Source organism: Microlunatus panaciterrae, from assembly GCF_016907535.1.
Taxonomy (GTDB): domain Bacteria; phylum Actinomycetota; class Actinomycetes; order Propionibacteriales; family Propionibacteriaceae; genus Microlunatus; species Microlunatus panaciterrae.
Window position 1 is genome coordinate 3,262,682 of sequence record NZ_JAFBCF010000001.1, and the last position, 18,319, is coordinate 3,281,000.

Here is an 18,319-nt window from a genome sequence, read left to right on the forward strand (position 1 = left end):
ATGGGCGCGGACCCGACGCAGGACTGATGTCCGCGGACCGGCCGGCTGACAAGGTGGTGAGGTGCGCCCAACCGAGACCACTGATCGTTCCCACCCCGACGGCCGTCCGGACCTGCAGGTCGCGGGTGCGGGGCGGCCGATGGGCGTCAACCGGCTGCTCCGCGGCTACCTGGTGGTGCTGGCCGCAGTCGCGATCGGTGCGCTGGGCGTGGTCGCGGGGGCGGTCGCCTCGTCCCGGTGTGATGCCAGGGCCTCGCCTGCCTCGGCTGGGTCATTTACGGCGCCGTCGCCGGACTGGCGGCGGGCGCCGTCGTGCTGCTGGTTCTCTGTCACCGGACCCGGATGGGGCTGCTGTTCGGGCTCCTGGTGATCGCCTTGGTCGGTTGCGCGATCGCCTCACCCGGGCTGGAGCTGGTCCGCGTCGTGATGGCACTGCTGTCACCGGCGGCGGCCGCCTGGGTCACCCAGCCAGCCGGGCCGATGCTGCCGTCGACACTCCAGGCCCCGGCATGGGTGGTGCGGGGGTTGGCGCTGCTTCTGGTGCTGTCGCTGGCGCCGATCTCGACGGTCGCGCTCGACCTGCGCACTGCGGACAATCGGGAGCAGGCCTACCTGAGGGAGGGGGTGACTCCGGTAGGTCTGGCCGACGACCGGGGCTGGTCGTATGGAACGGTGATCGAGAGCGTGGTCGCCCGCGGCTTCTCCTACCAGGTGGAGGACCCGGAGGGTCGCGCGCTCCGGGTCGAGGTCACCCAGATCGACGACAGCGTGGTTCAGCCACCCAGGAACTGCTCCCCGGACCCGAACCTGGCCGTCCGGTGCGAAGACCAGGGCAACGGCGTCTTCTGCTCGGTCGCTGACTCGCGGCAGCGCATCGTCGTCCGAGGCGAGGGGGTGGTGCTGCTCTGGGCTCAGTCGGGCGCGTTCACCGACGGCGAGCTGGACCGGCTGGCAGGTGGGCTGCGACCGAGGTCCGCGCGCTGGCTGGCCGAACGCCAGTGCCCGGTGTGCCGCCTGCTGCCCGACTGACCGGCTGAGGTCAGGCCGCGGGGACCAGCAGGAAGTGCCAGCCGAGCCACCACCAGAACAGCAGGATGGTGAGCCGGCTGACGCGTCGCTCCATCACCCGGTCCAGAATCCCCGCCAGCGATTGGGAGCGGTCGGTGCGCCGTGCCCAGACCTCCAGGACCAGCAGCGCCAGGCCGCCGAGGACGAAGCCGAGGATCGTGACCAGCCGGCTAGTCACGGTGAGATCCTCGCCCGAGCCTGAGCAGGGCGATCCCGCCGAGCAGCCAGAGGGTGACCAGGCCGGCGCGCAACGGCCGGACGTCGAGCAGCGGGTCCATCAGGTCCGACATGGCGGGATGGGCGAAGTCGCGCCCGGTGACCCGCTGGATCAGATAGTTGACGAGCTCCCACAGACACAGGACCAGGGCGACGACCACCCAGCGCGACAGCCGCAGCAGGCGCTGCCTCGGCGTCACGCCGGCGGAGTCCCGCTGGCCCCAGCCCAACGCCAGGGTCGCGACTCCGATGGCCGGGATCACCAGGTGCGCGGCCAGGCCCCGCCGCGACGCGAAGCCGAGCAGCAGACCGATCAGCACCGCGACCACGACGCCCGGCCAGGTCCGGGACGGCAGAGTCGGCACGTCCGGCGCCGCCAACCGGGCCCCGAACCGCGCATCCAGCGCCAGCGCGACGCCCATCCCGAAGAAGAGGACCGCATCCAGCGGAGCCCCGCGAACAAGATGGAAGATGCCGGTCAGCAGCAGCACCAGCATCGACCAGGAAGCCACCCTGGTCTGCCTCAGCACCTCGGACACCTCGCCTCACCCACCTCCCGGGGTTCGCGCCACCCACCGTACGCCCGCAAGAGGGGACCGGTGCTGGCGATCAGCCACGGTCAGCGGCTGGGGCGTCTCCCGACGGCCACCGTCCGGCTCCGGTGGTGGCTGCTGCGTCGATGCAGCCACCAGGCGGCCAGCACGCCTCCAACGGCACCGCCGAGGTGGGCCTGCCAGGACACACCGGCGGAGGTGGGGAAGACCCCGGAGATCATGCCGCCGTACACCAGCAGGACCAGCACGCTGATGATCACCTGTCCCACATTGCGGGTCAGGAAACCGCGCACCAGCAGGTAGGTCAGCCAGCCCAGGATCAGACCGCTGGCGCCGAGCACCACGCTGTTGACGGGCGACAGCGCCCAGGCGGCCAGTCCTGAGCTGACGATGCTGACCAGGGAGGAGACGACCCAGCGGTACAGACCCCCGGAGAAGGACGAGGAAGCCGAGGACGAAGAACGGCAGCGAGTTGCTGATCAGGTGGGCGAAACCGGCATGCAGGAACGGCGCAGTGAGGATCTCCGGCAGCCCGTCGACCTCACGTGCATGGATGCCGTAGTTGTCCAGCCAGTGGCCGCCGGCCTGGTCGACGATCTCCAGAACCCAGAGCAGCCCGAGCAACAACAGCATCAGTGCCGCGGCCCCACCGGCGCTCTCCACACCGCGTCTCATCACGCCTCCTTCATCGTCACCAACGGGCGGTCACCGATCCGCGTTCCCCACCCTCCAGCAGCGGTACGGTATTGCCATCCGACACCGGGGCCGGGGCCACCGGGTCGCCGGGTCGCCGGCCGGAGAAGAGGACAGATGACCGAGAGCCAGCCGTTTCCCTACCGCCTGACCCGGTGCGGCGTGGTGATGAGCCCGGAAGAGGGCAATGCCCTCGAGGTGGAAGGGGTGCTCAACCCCGCCTCCGGGCGCGGGCCGGACGGGGAGCTCTACCTGCTGCCGCGGCTGGTCGCGGCCGGCAACGTGTCCAGGGTCGGCCTGGCCCGGGTCACCGTGGTCGACGGCGTGCCCAGCTCGGTCGAACGCCAGGGGGTGGTGCTGGAGCCGGAGCGGTCCTTCGAGCACGGCGCCCGCAACGCCGGGGTGGAGGACCCGCGGGTGACCTGGGTCGGCGAGCTCGGCCTGCACGTGATGACCTACGTCGCCTACGGCCCCCTCGGGCCGAGGACGGCCATCGCCACCTCGACCGACCTGCGCAGCTGGACGCGCCTCGGGCCTGTGCTGTTCCGCTACGACGACCGTCACGACGTCGACCTGAACCTGTACCACAACAAGGACACCGTGTTCTTCCCCGAGCCGGTCACCGACCCGGACGGGGTGCCGAGCCTGGCGGTTCTGCACCGGCCCATGTGGGACCTCGAAGAGATCAAACCGGGGGAGGGCAGCCAACCACCCCCGTGGTTGGCGGAGTCCCGGCACAGCATCTGGATCAGCTTCCTCCCGCTGGCGGACGTGCGGCGTGACTCGGCAGCTCTGACGCTCTGGTCCAAGCACCGCTTCCTGGCCGGCCCTGAATATCCCTTCGAGGCACTCAAGATCGGCGCCGGCCCGCCCCCGCTGCGGGTGCCCGAGGGCTGGCTGGTGCTGCACCACGGCGTGACCGGCCGGATCGACAGCGCCTTCGACCAGCAGCAGAACGTCAACTACGCGGCCGGCGCGATGATCTTGGACGCCGACCAGCCGTGGCAGGTGCGGTCCCGGACTGCGGAGCCGCTGCTGGCGGCGGAGACGGAGGACGAACGTTCCGGCATAGTGCCCAATGTGGTCTTCCCGACCGCGATCGAGGAGGTCGCGGGCGTGCGCTACGCCTTCTACGGGATGGCCGACTCCAAGATCGGCGTGGCCCGGATCGACACGCTCGGCTGACAGAGCGGACCGCACCGAGGAGATGCACCATGGATGATCGTGCCCGGTTGCCGGGAGAGCTGCGGATCGCGCTGGCGATGAAGGGCGGAGTGAGCCTGGCGGTCTGGATGGGAGGCGCCTGCCGGGAGATCGCCCGGCTCCGCGAGGAGGGCGACGGCGGTGAGGCGGCGCCAGCGGACGCCACCACCGAGTCGTCGCGCTACCGCGCCCTGCTCCGGTTGTGCGGCTACGACAAGGTCCTGGTCGATGTGCTGTCCGGCAGCAGCGCGGGCGGCCTGAACGGCGTCCTGCTGAGTCAGAACATCGCCTCCGGAGCCCGGTTCGACGACGGTGTGCGTGACGTCTGGCTCAAGGTTGCCGACCTGCACCGGCTGGCCCGACGACCGTGGGCCGATCCGCCGCTGTCGCTGCTGCACGGGGACCAGGCGTTCTACCGGCAGCTGGTGCTGGCGATGCGGCAACTGCAGACCAGCGACCTGACCCGGGTGAGTGAGCATCCGTTGCGGCTGCTGGTCACGGCCACCCGGCTGCAGGGTCGGCGCGACGCGCTGTTCCCGACCGCCGGCTCGCCGCTGCGAGCCCGAACCAACGCCGGCTTCATCCGATTCCGCTATCCCGGCATCGCCGACGCGCTGTACGTCAGCCGGGAGACCGACCATGATCACGCGATCAACGACTTCATCGAGTCCGACTTCGGCCGGCGCAGGCTCGCCTACGCCGCCCGGACCACCTCCTCGTTCCCGGGCGCCTTCGAGCCGAGCGCTCCATGGGTGCTGACCGACGTACCGGAGCAGCAGGTCGACCTCTACGGGGTGAGCTCGGAGACCGGCACCGAAGACGACGAGATGCCCGGCCGGGTGGAACTCGTCGACGGCGGTCTGCTGGACAACATCCCGATCGCGTGGGCGATCCGCAGCATCGCCGGGATGCCGGCGACGGCACCGGTGGACCGCTGGTTGGTCTATCTCGAGCCGGTGCCGGACAAGGACTCCACAGCCGCGGCGGCGGATGCGGGAGTGATCAACAGGGACCGGCCGCGGAGCAGGTCGGTGCTCGGGATGATCAAGTTGGTGATCGCCTCGCTGCGGGTCAAGGCCAACACCGAGTCCGTCCTCGACGACGCCCAGGCGCTCAGCGAGGCGGCCGGACTGACCAGTGCGCAGCAGGCAGCGATGGTGGCGACGCTGTCGTTGGCCGGGTCCGAGGGTCTGCGGGACGCGGCCGGGGACCAGGTTGACCCGACCTATGTCCGGCTGCTCGGCCGGATGGAGATCGGACGGCTGCGACAGCTGCTGCTGAACCCGTACGCGCTGGTCGCGCCGGACCCGCTGCCACTGCCGCCCGACACCTACCCGGACCGCCAGGTGCAGGCTCTCGGTGAGTCGGAGCGCACCGCGCCGCTGCTCCGCCCGGTGTCCGACGACGACGCCGCTGCATTGGCCGGCCCGCTGCAGAGCCAGGACGTGCAGGGACAGCTGGGCTTCAAGGCGCAGACCCCACTGGTGGCGGCCCGCGCGGTGACCCTGCTGATGGAGGCGGTCCGGGTGGCCGAACAGGCCGGAGACCACCCGGAGGTCGCCGGGCTGAGGTCCCGGCTGTACGCCGTACGGCTGGCCATCGAGATGACCATCGCCGCTCGCGACCGGATCCTGCTGCGGCTGGCAGACGAGCATCTGCGAGACGGCGACGGGCACCCGGTCGCTGCGCCGGTGGCGCTGCTCCGGCAGGCGACCCGTGAGCTCGCCGCCCTGCTGGCCCAGCTGGATCAGCCCCCGGCCGAGACGGGCCATGAGGCGATGGCCCTGTTCTGGCGCCGGTGGGCCTACGACCTGGCCGTGCTGGCGGTGAAGAGCTCCTCCGCCTCGATCCCGCGTGCCACGGCCGCCAGGGGCCCGGGTCCGGACGCGGGGGAGCCAGTCACGCCGTACGCGATGTTGTGGGAGGCGGTGCTCGGCTGTGAGGAGGCCTTCGACCTGATCGACGCGCCCGACCGGCTCGAACCGACCCAGCATTCGCGGCGGGCCACGATGGGCGAGACGCTGTGCTCACTCGAGGTGCTGGTCGGAGGCCTGCGGCCGGACCCGCTGTCCAGCCCGGCCGTGCCGCTGTTCGCGGTCATGTCGGCAACCAACAGGAGTCCGCTGGAGGATCGACTGCTGAAGGGTCCGATCACCGAGCAGAACAGGGTCAACCTCAAGCTGAGCGGCAACCAGGTCGCCAACTTCGCCGGCTTTCTCAGCGCGCGGTGGCGCGACAACGACTGGATCTGGGGTCGGCTCGACAGTGCCCAGACGCTGGTCTCCCTGATCGCGAGGGAGGACCGGGTGGCCGCCGCCCTCGCCCCCGACGCCGACTCTGCCGACCCGCGTCGGGCCCTGCGGGAGTTCTTCACCGGCGGCGCGCACGACCAGGAGTGGGCGGCATTCCTCGGCTCACGCTGGCAGCAGCTCGAGCAGGAGCTGGTCAACGGCGACCGCGCGGTGGAGTCCTGGTTCGTCGATGTCGCCACCGAACGGCTGCACTGGGACATCCTGGCGACCGAGATCGGCTGGTTCCACCAGCTCAACGACCGCGCCGTCGGGCGCGACGACCCACCCCAGGCCGACGGCGTCGCCGCGACGGTGCCGCCCCCTCGGGCCCAGGCCGGCGGCGCACCCGGCCCGCTGGACCGGCTGCGGAGGGTGGGTGAGGTCGGCGAGGAGACGGTGATGGAGCTGCTCCGACGGGCCGAGCTGCGCCGCGTCCTCGTCCAGTTGGGGCTGGTGATCTGGCGGGCGGTGGTGGGGACCCGGGCTCCGGAGCCGCCCGGCGCCGCCCCAGCCCAGGGGACCAGGCACCGGTCCGAACCGGCGTGGGCCCTCGTCCGCAGAACCGCCGCGTGGGCCCTGGCGCCGACGTTCCTGCCCGCTCTGCTGCTGTCGCTGGTCTCACCGTTCAGCACGCTGTTGGCCGGCCTGCTGTCCTGGGGAGCGATCAGTGCCGCCACCGGTAGCTGGGCCTCGGCCGCGCACGTCCCGGTCATTCTCGGTCTGGGGCTGGCCTCGTTCGTCTTCCTGGCGCACCTGCTGCTGCCCAACGCCGCCAGAGAGCACGCCCGCAGCGGGGTCCCTCTGAACGGAGCCAGACTGTGGTTGCTGCGCCTCGTCCCGGCCACGGTGATCGTGGTCGGCATCGTGTTCTGGACGGTTGCGCTCCGCCTGCACTGGCAGTTCGACGTGCACAACGGCTGGGCGCAGGCCGCCTGGGGCGGACTGCTGGCAGGTGGCGCCTTCCTGGCCACCCAGCTCGACGTGGTGTGGGCGAGCCTGCGCCGCCGGACCAGCCGCAGCTCGGACCGGACGGTGTCGCCAGGCCTGCTGCTGGTGTCCACAGCGGTGGTGGTGGTGGCCTGCTTCGCGGTCTGCCTGCTGCCGGACCACTGGCTCGTCGGCTTCGCCGTCCAGTACGTCGCCCTGGCGCTCAGCCTCGCCGGGCTCTATGTCTGGACCGAGCGATGCGCCACCATCCAGCCTCCGCTCGGCCCGGAGGCCTAGGCAGGCTGGCCGGTGTCGGTGCGGCCCGGGGAGGGGATCAGCGACAGCACCCGCGCCGACGGTGCGCTCGCGCCGACCCCGATCCGCAGCACGGCCGTCTCGGGGTCCCAGTCGAAGGTCCAGTCGTGTCGGTCCTGCACCGGGGTGTCGGCGCTCGGGAAGTGCTCCGCCAGCCGGAGGTGATGACCTCGGTGTTCGGTCAGCGGGAGCTCGATCGTCCGCTCGCCCTCGGACCGCTTCCATACACTCAGGTAGGTTGCGTCGGCACCTCTCAGGCCGACGCAGACCACCGGTGCCGTCCAGGCCGGCAGGCCGAGCGGCCAGAACGGCTCGGTGGTGGGCAGCGCCGCGCGGAGGTCCTTGTGCGCCTCCACCCCGGCGGTGACCAGGGCCAGCTGGGATGGGCTCATCTGGGCCAGATGGCCGGACAGGTAGAGCCGGCCCGCGATCCCGTTGACCATGGTCAGGACGATCTCCTCGTCGTTCATGCCTGGTTGGGGGTAGGCCCAGTTGGCGGCCTGCTCGGGCAGCACCGCGGCAGGTGCCGCCGCAGCGATGGTGGCATACAGCAACGGGTCCATCTGGTCCGACGTCGACTGCAGGGCCAGCCTGGACAGCATCGCGTAGTCCTGCCGCATCGCCCCCGAGCCGCAGTTCTCCAAGATCAGGTCCGGGTGTCGGTCGAGCACACCGTCGAGCCAGGAGAGCAGGGCACGGTTGTGGGCGAGCAGACCGGCACCGGGGGAGACGGCGTCCAGGTCGGTGCCGAGTCCCGGGGTGACGTTGTAGTCGAGCTTGAAGTAGCCCACGGTGAACTCGCCGACCAGCCGGTCGACCACCTCGTCGAGGTGGGCTCTGGCCGCCGGGTGCCGCAGGTCCAGCAGGTAGCGCTCATGATCAACGATGCGGGTGCCGTGCCGTTGCAGGAAGGCGTCGGTCGGCAGCCGGTCGGCGACCGGGCTCTCGACCCCCACGACCTCGGGCTCCAACCACAGACCGGGAACCATCTGGTGGCTCCTGATCCGGTCGATCACCTCGCCCAGGCCACCGGGGAATCGGTTCGTCGAGGGCTTCCACTCACCGACGCTGTTCCACCAGTAGCCGCCGTCGTCGTACCAGCCGGCGTCGATGCAGAAGTACTCGGCGCCGGCCTGCGCCGCTGCGTCGATCAGCGGGAGCAGCTTCTCCGTGGTCGGGTCACCCATCAGGGTGTTCATGTAGTCGTTGAAGATCAACGGCAGGGTTGCGTTCTGCGGGTGGTCACGAAGCAGGGCACGCCTTTGCCAGGTGAGGGCCGCGAAGGCGTCGTCGGCGGTCCCGTCGACACAGGCCACCGAGACCGGGACCGAGGTGAAGGGGTGCGTGTTGTCGACCAGCACCAGGCACCCGTGCTCCAGGTCGGTCGGCCCGAGCAGCGCCAGGTACGCCCCGGTCAGGTTCTCCGCGACCTCGAAATGCCAGGGCCCGTTGTGCTCGATCTGCCAGCCGAGCGCGTAGCCGCCGTCGCGCGCCGCGACCACCCCGATCGGCAGCCGTTCGCCGGTCGACCAGGACGAGTGTGCGGTGACGCCTATCCGGCTGCGCGGGCTGTGGGAGTGGGCATCGGTGTTGATGTCGACCAGCTGCAGGTCGCGGACCGGCCGGCGCTGCCAGCGGTTCTCGACCACCCAGTCCGACTCGGCGGTGAGCAGGTCGAGCGCACTGAGCTCGACGCCCGAGTCGGTCAGGAAGGCGCCGGTGGCGAAGGACGTGACGGCCTGCAGCAACACCTCACCGGGCCCAGGCAGCTCGACCTCGGTCCAGCTGCGGAACGCGCCACGACCCGGGGTCGCGATGATCACACTGGTGACGATGAGCCCGGTGACGGGATCGTTCTGGGTGATCCGGAGGTCGGTCCCGGTGGCCTGGTGCGAGACGTAGCGCAGCCGTGAGCCGACCAGCGTCTCGCTGTAGCGGTAGCCGGGCCGGCGTCCGTCGGCGACGGTCAGCACCTCCACGAAGGGCACCGCCGGCACGGTCGCAGGGTCGGCATGCGCAGGCCCGATCGCCGGACGGATCGACACCAGGCTCAGCGGGGTGTCGTCGTCGTAGCGGAAGGTGAGGACCAGGTCGGTGCCGAAGTCGATCAGGGAAGGGCTCATGGCTCGCTCTCGAGGGTGGGGAGGGTCGGGCGGACAGGATCAGGTGGGTCGGACCATGCCGTAGAGATGGTCCACCCGGATACGCAGGACGAGCCGCTGCTCGGCCACCATGGCCGCGCGGAACTCGTCCCAGTTGGGATGCTCGCCGCCGATCGAGCGGTAGACCTCGATCAGCTCCTCCACCGTCGGATCGTCGGGCTCTGCGGCGACCGGTGTCAGGTCGGCGTTTCCCTCCGCAACGGCGTAGGACCAGAAGTCGGGACTGGTCACATAGAAGCTGACCCGGGGATCCCTGCGGAGGTTGCGGGTCTTGGCCCGGTCGTCGGTGATCGACACCCGGATCCGGTCACCGACCGGGTCATAGCTGTGGGCGACGTTGGAGATCTGTGGCCGACCGTCACGCTTCAGGGTGACCAGGACGCCGTGGTGCGACGCCGCCAACAGCTGCCGGAACGGGTCAGCGAGCAAGGCTCGAGCTCCTGTCGCCATCCGTCCGGACCGGGTCGGGTGCGGAGCCGCCGACCGTGATCACCGGGTTGGTCAGCGAGTCGACACCGTCGATCTGCACGGTGATCAGGTCGCCGGCGCGGACGGTGAAGGAGGAATCCGGCACCAGACCGGTGCCGGTGAGCAGGACGACACCGTCCGGGAACGGCATCGCCAGCGTCAGCCAGTCGACCAGCTCCTCGAAGCCACGCTTCATCGCACTGCTGTCGGTATGCGCGCTGTAGACCTGCTCACCGTCCCGGGTGATCGACACCGACACCGCCAGCGGCAGCTCGGGCGCCTCCCAGACGCCGACGATGCGGTGGCCGAGTGCGCAGGAGGCCTCGTACACCTTGGCCTGCGGAAGGTAGAGCGCGTTCTCTCCCTCGATCGAACGGCTGCTCATGTCGTTGCCCACCAGGAAACCGAAGATCTCGCCGGCGGAGTTGATCACGAGACCGATCTCGGCCTCGGGCACATCCCAGCCGGAGTCGGCCCGGATGCCCACCGGCTGCTGGTCGGTGACGACCCGGCCGGCGGTGGACTTGAAGAAGATCTCCGGCCGCGCCGAGGCGTAGACGTGGTCATAGAGGGTCTCGTTGCCGGACTCCTCGATCCGCCCGTCCCGGCTGCGCCGGTAGGTGACGCCGGCCGCCCACACCTCCTGGACATCCACCGGCGGCAGCAGCCAGCTCGCGTCGACGGGGTCCGCCTGGACGGTCTGGACGAGGGTCTGCGCCTGGTCCAGGGGCAGCGCCAGCAGCTCGGCCAGCGTCAGCTCCAGTGGCCGGATGCCGTCGTCGGTGTCGACACCCAACGTCGGGACACCGTTGTGGGAGAAGCGGACCAGCGCCATCGTGGCTCCTGTTCTGACGGGGGGCTTCTCCACCCTAGCGACAGGGCCGCCTCGGCGGGCGACGCGCCCCGGCACCGTCTCACACCCCGCACACCGTGTCGCTCGTTGGGAAGTGCGGGGAGTCGACGAACGATGATGATCGGCATTTGCGATAGTGACCTCGAGCTTTCCCCACCGGGCCGGCCATCCCAGACAGGAGTGCGCAGCATGACTCTCACCCTCGGCATCGACATCGGTGCGACCAGCATCAAGGGGGCGGCGGTCACCGAGTCGGGCGAGGTGGTCGGGCGGGACGTGCAGCCGACGCCCAGCGCGGGCAGCAGCGCCGACATCGAGGACGCGATCGTGGCCTGCATCGCGGCGCTGCGCAGCAGCCTTCCGGACGTGTCGTCGGTCGGGCTCGCCGCTGCCGGGTGGATCGGCCCGGACCGCCGCTCGGTGGTGTTCTCGGCGAACTTCCCGTCCTGGCGGCAGGAGCCGCTGCTGGACCGGTTGGAGCAGCGCACCGGGCTGGCGATGGTGCTGGAGAACGACGCCAACGCCGCTGCCTGGGGCGAGTACCGCTTCGGCGCCGGGGCGGCGGCGACGTCGATGGCGGCGATCACCCTGGGCAGTGGCGTCGGCGGTGCGCTCATCGTCAACGGCGAGCTGGTCCGCGGGCACCAGGGCGCCGCCGGTGAGATCGGCCACAGTGTGATGATCACGGACGGCTACCCGTGCGCGTGCGGTCGGCACGGCTGCATGGAGAACTATGTCAGCGGTCGCTCGATCAACCGGCGGGCGGCAGCCATACTGCCCGGGGCGGACGTGTACGAGCTGGCCAGGGCCGGCGACGAGCGGGCCCTCGGCTGCTACCTCGAGCTGGGCGACTATTTGGGCCGAGGCCTGGCCAACGTGGCCATGCTGGTCAACCCGCAGCTGGTGGTGATCAGCGGCGGAGTGTCGGACGCCTACGACCTGTTCGCCGAGCAGGCCCAACGGAGCATGCGCTCAGAGCTCGGAGCCTACTGGGCGGGCCTGACGCCGGAGTTCGCGGCCGGGACCCTGGCCGCCGACGCCGGCCCGCTGGGGGCTGCCGACCTTGCGCGTCACCAGGCGTGAGCCTGCGGGGACTCTCCGGGCCCGATCCGGCGGCCGTTGTTGATGTTGAAGATCTCATCCAGTCGGGCCATGGCTGACTCGTCGAGCTGCAGTGCGGCGGCCCGGTCGACTCCCTCCAACTGCTCGACTGTGCGGATGCCGACAATGGCCGAGTCCACCGCTGGATGCTGGAGCACCCAGGCGGTGGCCACCACCGACTCCGGCTCGCCGATCTGCCGGCAGAGCTCGCTGAAGTCGCTGAACTGGCTGTTGTCGGGTCCGAGGCTGATCCCGTACTCCTCCTCGACCTGACGGGTCCGGGAGCCGTCGAACGACTGGGTCTTGCCGGTCAGCAGACCGCCGGCCAGTGGCATGTAGACAATGACACCGATGCCGAAGTGGCGAGCCGCCGGCAGCACCTCCATCTCCGGCACCCGGCTGAGCAGGTTGTACTGGGTCTGCTCGGAGACGAACCCGGTGAAGCCGCGCTGCCAGGCCTGCTGCTGGAACCTGGCGAGCCCCCAGCCGGAGAAGTTGCTGGATCCGGCATAGAGCACATCCCCGTCGGCGACCGCCTTCTCGTACGTGCCCCAGAACTCCTCTGGCGAGACCCGCTCGTCGATGTGGTGCACCTGGTAGACGTCGACCCGGTCGGTCTGCAGCCGGCGCAGTGAATCCTGCAGGTGCCGGCGGACCTTGTAGGCGGAGAAGCCGCCGGCCTCGTTCGGGTCGTCGCTGTCGCCCATCGGGCCGTACACCTTGGTGGCGAGCACCACCCGGTCGCGGGCTCCGGGGCGGGCGGCGAACCAGTTGCCGATGATCTGCTCGGAACGTCCGGGGTCGTCGGCGCCGCCGTACACGTTGGCGGTGTCGATGAAGTTGATGCCGAGCTCCAGGGCGCGGTCCAGGATCGCGAACGACTGCTGCTCGTCTGCCTTGGGACCGAAATGCATCGTGCCGAGGCAGATCTTGCTCACGGACATGTTCGAACGGCCGAGCTTGGTGTACTCCATCACTGATCTCCTGCGGGTGGTCGATTGGGAGGACGGCGCTGACGGCTCGTCCCGGGGCAGTCTGTCATCGTCCCTCCTCAGTGTGTCTACCCACCTGGGGCGGTCGTCAATCCACTGGCCGTCGCGGCCGGGCCCACCTAGGGTGTGGCCATGACCGACGACACGCGTTCCGGCCATGCCCGCCGGGTGTGGGGACAGCTGCCTGCGGGTGCCGAACAGGTGCTGTCCGAGACCATGACGCCCACCGACCTGCAGAGCCTGCAGCTCGCAGTGGCTCGTACCCGAGCCGAGCAGGTGAGCCCCGCGCGTCTGATGCGTCGCTGGTCCGAGGACCGTTTCGTCCGGCCGGCCGAGGTCGATCCGCGACGTCTCAGCCGGCTGGAGGCCACCCTCTGGGAGCTGCTGCCGGACACCTTCGCCGGGGTGGCCCTGTCGCCGGTGGCACCACTGGGCACCTGTACGGCCGTCGGTGCGGCCGATCAGAACCGGGTCCTCAGTACGGTGCGCAACAGCGAGGTGGTCAGCGATCAGACGAACGTACTGGCGGTGGAAGCGGCTCGGCGGCGCGGACTCGACCCGACGGCGGACGTGCATCTGGCCAGCTGTCACCGGGTGCTGCGCACCCAGCGCTTCCCGGCGGGATTCAGCTCCCATTTCACCCTGTTCGCGCTCGTCTCGAGCGCCCGTGACCACGGTTCGGCCCGGACCGAGGCCGACCTGCTCAGCCTGCACCTGCGGTACTGGCAGAGGGTGCTGGAAGTCGTGCTCGGGCCGGGTCGGGCAAGATCAACTACACCCTGTTCGACGCACCGGCGCTGAGTCAGCGGATGTCCGAGCAGGTGGCGCCGGCTCTGGCGGCGTCGGCCACCCCCGTGCTGGCGGACCCGCAGCGGACCCGCGCCCACGGCTACTACCGCAGCGCGGCGATGATGATCATGGGCATCCGTGGTGCCGAGGAGCTGGAGATCGGTGACGGTGGATTCACCGACTGGACCGCTCAGCTGCTGCAGGATCGCAAGGAACGCTGCCTCATCTCCTGCCTCGCGCCGGAACGGTTGTTGGCGCTCAGCAGCTCCTAACCTCGACCGGCCCGCTGGACAGGGTCCCCTCGGAGATCAACAGCCCGGCAGCACCACCGGTGAGACTGTGATCTCTGACCGACCCGATCGGGACTCCGTCCACCGTGCCGCTGATCCGGTCGCCGGTGACCTGGAGCTTCAGCCGGTGACGCGAGCCGGGGTGAGGCAGCGGCACCTCGGCGAGCACCTCGAGCCCGTCGCATTCCTTGATCAGCCTCGCGCGGTCGCCGGCGATCACCGCCGCGTAGTAGCGGCGCAGGCCGCCGACCCGGGCAGCCACGCCGGCACTCAGCGCCAGTAGGACGTCGAGGTCGGCGGACACCTCATAGTCGGTCCAGGTCTCGTCGCCCTGGGCGATCAGCCCGGTGCCGCGGTTCTGTGCCAGCTTGTAGTCCTCCGGCCAGTGCCCGGCCCAGTCGTCGACACCATCCACCCAGGCGCGCCGCCACAGTGTGCTGTCGAAGGCCGGCCGGCCCAGGGTCAGTGTCGGCGCACCGTCCCAGTGGACCCGGTCGACCAGCAGCGCATCGCCCGGCTCTCCGGTGAGGGCGAAACCGAACCGCAGCACGGGAGCTCCGCCGACGTCGGGGATGACCCAGCCACCGGTGTGGTCGGCGCCGGCGCTGAGGGTGCAGGGGTCACCGAACCTCCGCTGCACACGGTCGCCTGCGCCGTAGTAGTCGATCAGCGGTCGGACGGTCACGTCGGCCCGGTTGGCCGCGGGCGCGGCCAGGGTGAACTCGACCCGCTGGCTCGGGTAGAGCGTGGGGGAGCCGATCAGCTGATAGCCCGGCATCTCGACCGCCTCCGGCGGGATGAACGTCGGGGTCGCCACGAACGCCTCCCGGCTGTCCTCTCGCAGCGTCAGCTCCAGCCGTCCGGCGTCGTTGCTGATCACCAGCGGGCGTACGGGTTGCTCGGGGTCGTCAGGCGTGGCGCCGAGTGACTGGAAGCCCTGAACCGAACCGGGCAGGCTGAAGTGGAACCGGGCGCCCTGCTTGGGTCGCGTCGGTGCCCTTCCGTGCAGGATCTCGCCGGCGTTGGCGATCCGCACCGCAACAGTGGCTGCGTCGGAGATCGCTCGGCCGCCCTCGGCGCACGGGAGGTAGAGCCGATCCGCCAGCGGGCCGCGCCAGTCCGTGCCGGTGGCATCGTCGATGCCCCGCAGACCGTTCTTGATGCCCATGATCGCGCCGACGCTGCCGGAGTTGCAGTCGGTGTCCCAACCGCTGCTGTTGATGATCATCATCGTCCGGCTGAAGTCGTCGTCGCCGTGCAGCAGGGCGGCGATGATCAGCGCGTGGTTCGGCACCATGTGACAGACGCCGGGGAAGAGGTGGTAGCCGTAGTGCTGCTCGATGAGCGCGCGGGTGGCGTACCAGTCGGAGCTGTCACGGTGCCACTGTCGTACGTCGGCGATTGCCCTGGCCAGGGTGCAGTCGGCCGGGATGAGGCCGACGGCGGTGTCGAGGAGCGTCTCCAGGTCGGGCTCAATGAACGCCTGCGCCTCGATTGCGGCGATCACCTGGGCGCCGTGGATCCCGTCACCGTCGTGGCTGACGGAGGCGGCCCGGCGGGCGAGCTCGGCGGCCCGTTCCGGGTCGCCTGGGGACAGCATCGCCCAGCCGTCGATGAAGATCTGGCCACCGATCTGCTCCGCGACGGCCCGGCCGTTGCATGCCACCGAGCCACTTGCCGGGGCGGGGATGCCGGACTTCAGCCGGAGGTAGGCCGTGTGCTCGGTCGAGGTGCCCAGGCCGCCCCACCACAAGATGGTGCGGTTCTCGATCAGGTAGTTGAGCCAGGACTCGCCGATCTGGGCCGGCGTCAGCCCCGGGTCGAAGCCGCGGTCCTCCAGGGCCCGGATGAAGGTGAACGTGCCGGTGATGTCGTCGTCGGTGACGATGAGTGGCTGCCCGAGTCGATCATGGACATAGTCGGTGATCTCGCCCAGCTCGGCGATGATCCGTTGGTGCGTCCAGCCCTCGAACGGCCGACCCAGGTAGACGCCGATGATCTTGCCGAGCACGCCCGCGTAGACCCGGGTCAGGTAGTCGTCGGGCAACGACGGCTGGTCGAGCAGGGTGACGCTTCGACTGCTGGTCATGGTGGACGTCTTCCGGGTCATGCCGGGACGGTCATCTCGCCCATCTCGGACCAGTCGTCACCCTCAGTCTCGAAGTTGATGATCTTGGGGGTGGCGACCAGCCGGGTGGGCAGCTGCTGCATGGCCTTCTTGAAGTGCTCGGACTGCACGTGCTCGGCGCCGGCCTCACCGTCGCGGAACGCCTCCACCAGGACGTACTCGCAGCTGTCGTCGACGCTGCGGGACCAGTCGAACCAGAGATTTCCCGGCTCGTTGCGAGTGGCCTGGGTGAACTCCGAGGTGAAGTCCACCCAGCTGTCGGCGTACTCCGGCTGAACCTGGAACTTGACGCAGATGAAGATCATCCGAACTCCTCGGTCTCGGTGCTGTGTGCTGCCCACACTCTAGGGCCAGCACCGATCGACCGGGCTAGTGCAGCTGACCCCTGATGGCACCGGACGGGAAGTCCTTGTTGTGGATGTTGACGTAGTAGCTGCGCGGGTCCTTGCGGATCTTCTTCACCAGCGCCGGGTCGACCTCGGTGCAGCCGCCGACGCGGTTGACCGGTGCACCCAGGCCGCCCGGCACCGAGAGCAGCTGGACGACCACGGGTCCGGCGACACCGGCCTTGCCCGCATGGATGTGGGCGGCGGTGGGCGCGTCGATCCTCCGCCAGGTCAGGGTGAAGCAGATCTTGTGCTGCCGAAGCTTCACCGTCGCCTTGCCGCGCCCGTTGGCGTCGCCGGGTCCAGGAACCTCCTTGGCACCGGTCAGGGTGGCGTGCAACGTCTTGTTCGAGTGGCGATGATGGCCACCGTCGGCGTACGCCGGGACGGTCGCGCCGATGCTGATGGTCGCTATCGCCGCCAGCGCGACACTCCTGCGCCAAACCCCGTTGTGCCGTAGTGCGGCGAACCTGCTCTCGGTAGTCGTCATTGACTGCTCCCCTCCGGTCGAGACATGGACTTCCTCAGCGTGCGCGCCCGGCCGCGACCTGTCAACGGCCCGGTCAACAGTCGTCGCTCGCCGACACCTGGTGGGCGGGGATTGATTCGTTTCAACCCAGCCCGGTAGCGTGTGCCGGGTGACTCTCGGTGAGCAGCTGGTGACGTTCGTTGATCGGGCTCGTGATCAGGCGGCGGAGGTGCTGGCCCGAAGCTGGGTTACCGGGCCTTCCGGCGGTCTCTTCGTCGACCGACCTGGTCAGCCGCCGACCGTGCGGGCCCAGTGTGACGCCATCGAGATCGCCGACCTGCTGCTCGGCGGCCCACCGCCGCAGTTGTCGGCCGAGCAGCACCGGGACCGGCTGATCGAGTTGCAGGATCCGAAGACCGGCCTGGTGTCCGCCTTCGACCAGACCGGTGAGCAGCTGCCTCCGGTCACCGACCTGTTCGACGACCAGGCCAACTATCACGTGCTCTGCGTCGGTTACGCCCTGGACATCCTCGGCAGCAGGTTCGCCGAACCGACCCACATCGTCGCCGACGCCGATGCTGCCGAGCTCATCGACGGACTGGAGCGCCAGCCCTGGGAGGGTCAGCCGTGGCGGTCCGGCCACTGGGTCGACATGGTCGGGACGGCGTTGCGCTGGAACCTCGCCCGCGGCGTTCCCGGCACCCGTGGGGCGGCCGAGGCGGTGTTCGGCTGGCTGCTGACCAGGGCCGACCGACGAACCGGGATGTGGGGGACCCCCGGCCCGGACGACGGGCTGCTGCAGGTGGTGAACGGGTTCTACCGGGCCTCCCGCGGGACCTTCGCCCAGTTCGACCTTCCGCTGCCGTACCCCGAGCGCGTGATCGACACCGTCCTGGAGCACACCCGCAGCCAGCGCTTCTTCGCCCCGCACCGGCAGAACGCCTGCAACGTCCTGGACGTCGCCCACCCGCTCTGGCTGGCCGGCCGGCAGACGGGCTATCGCAGTGACGAGATCACCCAGACCGCGCGCACTCTGCTGGCCGACGCGCTCGGACACTGGACCGACGGTGCCGGCTTCGGTTTCCAGGCTCCGCACCCCTCCACGGCAGCCCTGGCCGAGACCGAGCCCGGCCTGCAGGGGACCGAGATGTGGTTGGCCATCATCTGGCTGCTGGCCGATCTGGCCGGGCTCTCCGCCGCGGTCGGCTACCGCCCGCGCGGCGTCCACCGCCCCGAGCCCGCCCTCCGCCTCGCCTGACCTTAGGTGCGCGGGCCTGAGCGCCCCAATACGCGGCCTGAGCCTGTCGAAGGCCGAGAAGGTGACGATGGCCCTTCGACAAGCTCAGGGCACGTGGCGCGATCCGCGGCCTGAGCCTGTCGAAGGCCGAGAACGTGACGATGGCCCTTCGACAAC

Annotated in this window: 16 protein-coding genes and 1 pseudogene; 7 read left to right on the forward strand and 10 right to left on the reverse strand. The window is 70.0% G+C overall.

Annotated features, from left to right (window positions below; all coding sequences use genetic code 11):
• Positions 1–312: 312 nt before the first annotated feature.
• Positions 313–1,029: a hypothetical protein gene (locus JOE57_RS14890; RefSeq protein ID WP_204919196.1), complete on the forward strand. Its 717-nt coding sequence runs from the start codon at positions 313–315 to the stop codon at positions 1,027–1,029.
• A gap of 10 nt (positions 1,030–1,039) precedes the next feature.
• On the opposite strand, the gene JOE57_RS19230 is transcribed toward JOE57_RS14890, so the two are convergent.
• The 3 genes and pseudogenes from JOE57_RS19230 to JOE57_RS19325 form a co-directional block, all read right to left on the reverse strand.
• Positions 1,040–1,246 (reverse strand): DUF6186 family protein, encoded by a 207-nt coding sequence (locus tag JOE57_RS19230; RefSeq protein ID WP_204919198.1) that lies wholly within the window; start codon positions 1,244–1,246, stop codon positions 1,040–1,042.
• On the reverse strand, positions 1,239–1,814 hold the full coding sequence (locus JOE57_RS14900; protein ID WP_204919200.1) for a hypothetical protein: 576 nt from the start codon (positions 1,812–1,814) through the stop codon (positions 1,239–1,241). The genes JOE57_RS19230 and JOE57_RS14900 overlap by 8 nt, the downstream gene beginning before the upstream one ends.
• An 89-nt stretch (positions 1,815–1,903) precedes the next feature.
• Positions 1,904–2,471, reverse strand: a pseudogene (locus JOE57_RS19325) (rhomboid family intramembrane serine protease).
• A gap of 177 nt (positions 2,472–2,648) precedes the next feature.
• Between JOE57_RS19325 and JOE57_RS14910 the strand changes: the two are divergent.
• Both JOE57_RS14910 and JOE57_RS14915 read left to right on the forward strand, forming a co-directional pair.
• A complete protein-coding gene (locus tag JOE57_RS14910) occupies positions 2,649–3,716 on the forward strand; it encodes a glycoside hydrolase family 130 protein (protein ID WP_239578962.1) in 1,068 nt (355 codons plus the stop codon).
• Between the two features lie 29 nt (positions 3,717–3,745).
• On the forward strand, positions 3,746–7,249 hold the full coding sequence (locus tag JOE57_RS14915) for a patatin-like protein (protein ID WP_204919202.1): 3,504 nt from the start codon (positions 3,746–3,748) through the stop codon (positions 7,247–7,249).
• Here JOE57_RS14915 and JOE57_RS14920 read toward each other — a convergent pair.
• From JOE57_RS14920 to JOE57_RS14930, 3 genes are read right to left on the reverse strand one after another with little or no spacing between them, the layout of a single operon-like run.
• On the reverse strand, positions 7,246–9,390 hold the full coding sequence (locus JOE57_RS14920) for a glycoside hydrolase family 36 protein (protein ID WP_204919204.1): 2,145 nt from the start codon (positions 9,388–9,390) through the stop codon (positions 7,246–7,248). The genes JOE57_RS14915 and JOE57_RS14920 overlap by 4 nt on opposite strands.
• A 39-nt stretch (positions 9,391–9,429) precedes the next feature.
• On the reverse strand, positions 9,430–9,858 hold the full coding sequence (locus JOE57_RS14925) for a PPOX class F420-dependent oxidoreductase (protein ID WP_239578963.1): 429 nt from the start codon (positions 9,856–9,858) through the stop codon (positions 9,430–9,432).
• Positions 9,848–10,732 carry a fumarylacetoacetate hydrolase family protein gene (locus JOE57_RS14930; RefSeq protein WP_204919212.1) on the reverse strand — a complete coding sequence of 295 codons (885 nt, stop codon included), beginning with the start codon at positions 10,730–10,732 and terminating at the stop codon, positions 9,848–9,850. The genes JOE57_RS14925 and JOE57_RS14930 overlap by 11 nt, the downstream gene beginning before the upstream one ends.
• A gap of 207 nt (positions 10,733–10,939) precedes the next feature.
• Here JOE57_RS14930 and JOE57_RS14935 point away from each other — a divergent pair, with 207 nt between their 5' ends.
• Positions 10,940–11,833 (forward strand): ROK family protein, encoded by an 894-nt coding sequence (locus JOE57_RS14935; RefSeq protein ID WP_204919214.1) that lies wholly within the window; start codon positions 10,940–10,942, stop codon positions 11,831–11,833.
• On the opposite strand, the gene JOE57_RS14940 is transcribed toward JOE57_RS14935, so the two are convergent.
• Positions 11,821–12,825, reverse strand: coding sequence for an aldo/keto reductase (locus JOE57_RS14940; protein ID WP_204919215.1), 1,005 nt, complete (start codon positions 12,823–12,825; stop codon positions 11,821–11,823). The genes JOE57_RS14935 and JOE57_RS14940 overlap by 13 nt on opposite strands.
• Before the next feature lie 150 nt (positions 12,826–12,975).
• Between JOE57_RS14940 and JOE57_RS18760 the strand changes: the two genes are divergently transcribed.
• Both JOE57_RS18760 and JOE57_RS18765 read left to right on the forward strand, forming a co-directional pair.
• Entirely contained in the window at positions 12,976–13,644 is a 669-nt protein-coding gene (locus JOE57_RS18760; RefSeq protein ID WP_239578964.1) for a hypothetical protein, read from the forward strand.
• 8 nt (positions 13,645–13,652) lie between these two features.
• Entirely contained in the window at positions 13,653–13,904 is a 252-nt protein-coding gene (locus JOE57_RS18765; protein WP_239578965.1) for a hypothetical protein, read from the forward strand.
• Here the strand turns inward: JOE57_RS18765 and JOE57_RS14950 are convergent.
• The 3 genes from JOE57_RS14950 to JOE57_RS14960 all read right to left on the reverse strand — a co-directional run bounded on the left by JOE57_RS14950 (position 13,891) and on the right by JOE57_RS14960 (position 16,926).
• Entirely contained in the window at positions 13,891–16,032 is a 2,142-nt protein-coding gene (locus JOE57_RS14950) for an ADP-ribosylglycohydrolase family protein (protein WP_204919217.1), read from the reverse strand. The genes JOE57_RS18765 and JOE57_RS14950 overlap by 14 nt on opposite strands.
• Positions 16,029–16,355 carry a putative quinol monooxygenase gene (locus tag JOE57_RS14955; RefSeq protein WP_204919219.1) on the reverse strand — a complete coding sequence of 109 codons (327 nt, stop codon included), beginning with the start codon at positions 16,353–16,355 and terminating at the stop codon, positions 16,029–16,031. The genes JOE57_RS14950 and JOE57_RS14955 overlap by 4 nt, the downstream gene beginning before the upstream one ends.
• Before the next feature lie 64 nt (positions 16,356–16,419).
• Positions 16,420–16,926 carry a CHRD domain-containing protein gene (locus JOE57_RS14960; RefSeq protein WP_204919221.1) on the reverse strand — a complete coding sequence of 169 codons (507 nt, stop codon included), beginning with the start codon at positions 16,924–16,926 and terminating at the stop codon, positions 16,420–16,422.
• 148 nt (positions 16,927–17,074) lie between these two features.
• Here JOE57_RS14960 and JOE57_RS14965 point away from each other — a divergent pair, with 148 nt between their 5' ends.
• Positions 17,075–18,163 (forward strand): hypothetical protein, encoded by a 1,089-nt coding sequence (locus JOE57_RS14965; RefSeq protein WP_204919223.1) that lies wholly within the window; start codon positions 17,075–17,077, stop codon positions 18,161–18,163.
• Positions 18,164–18,319 lie beyond the last annotated feature (156 nt).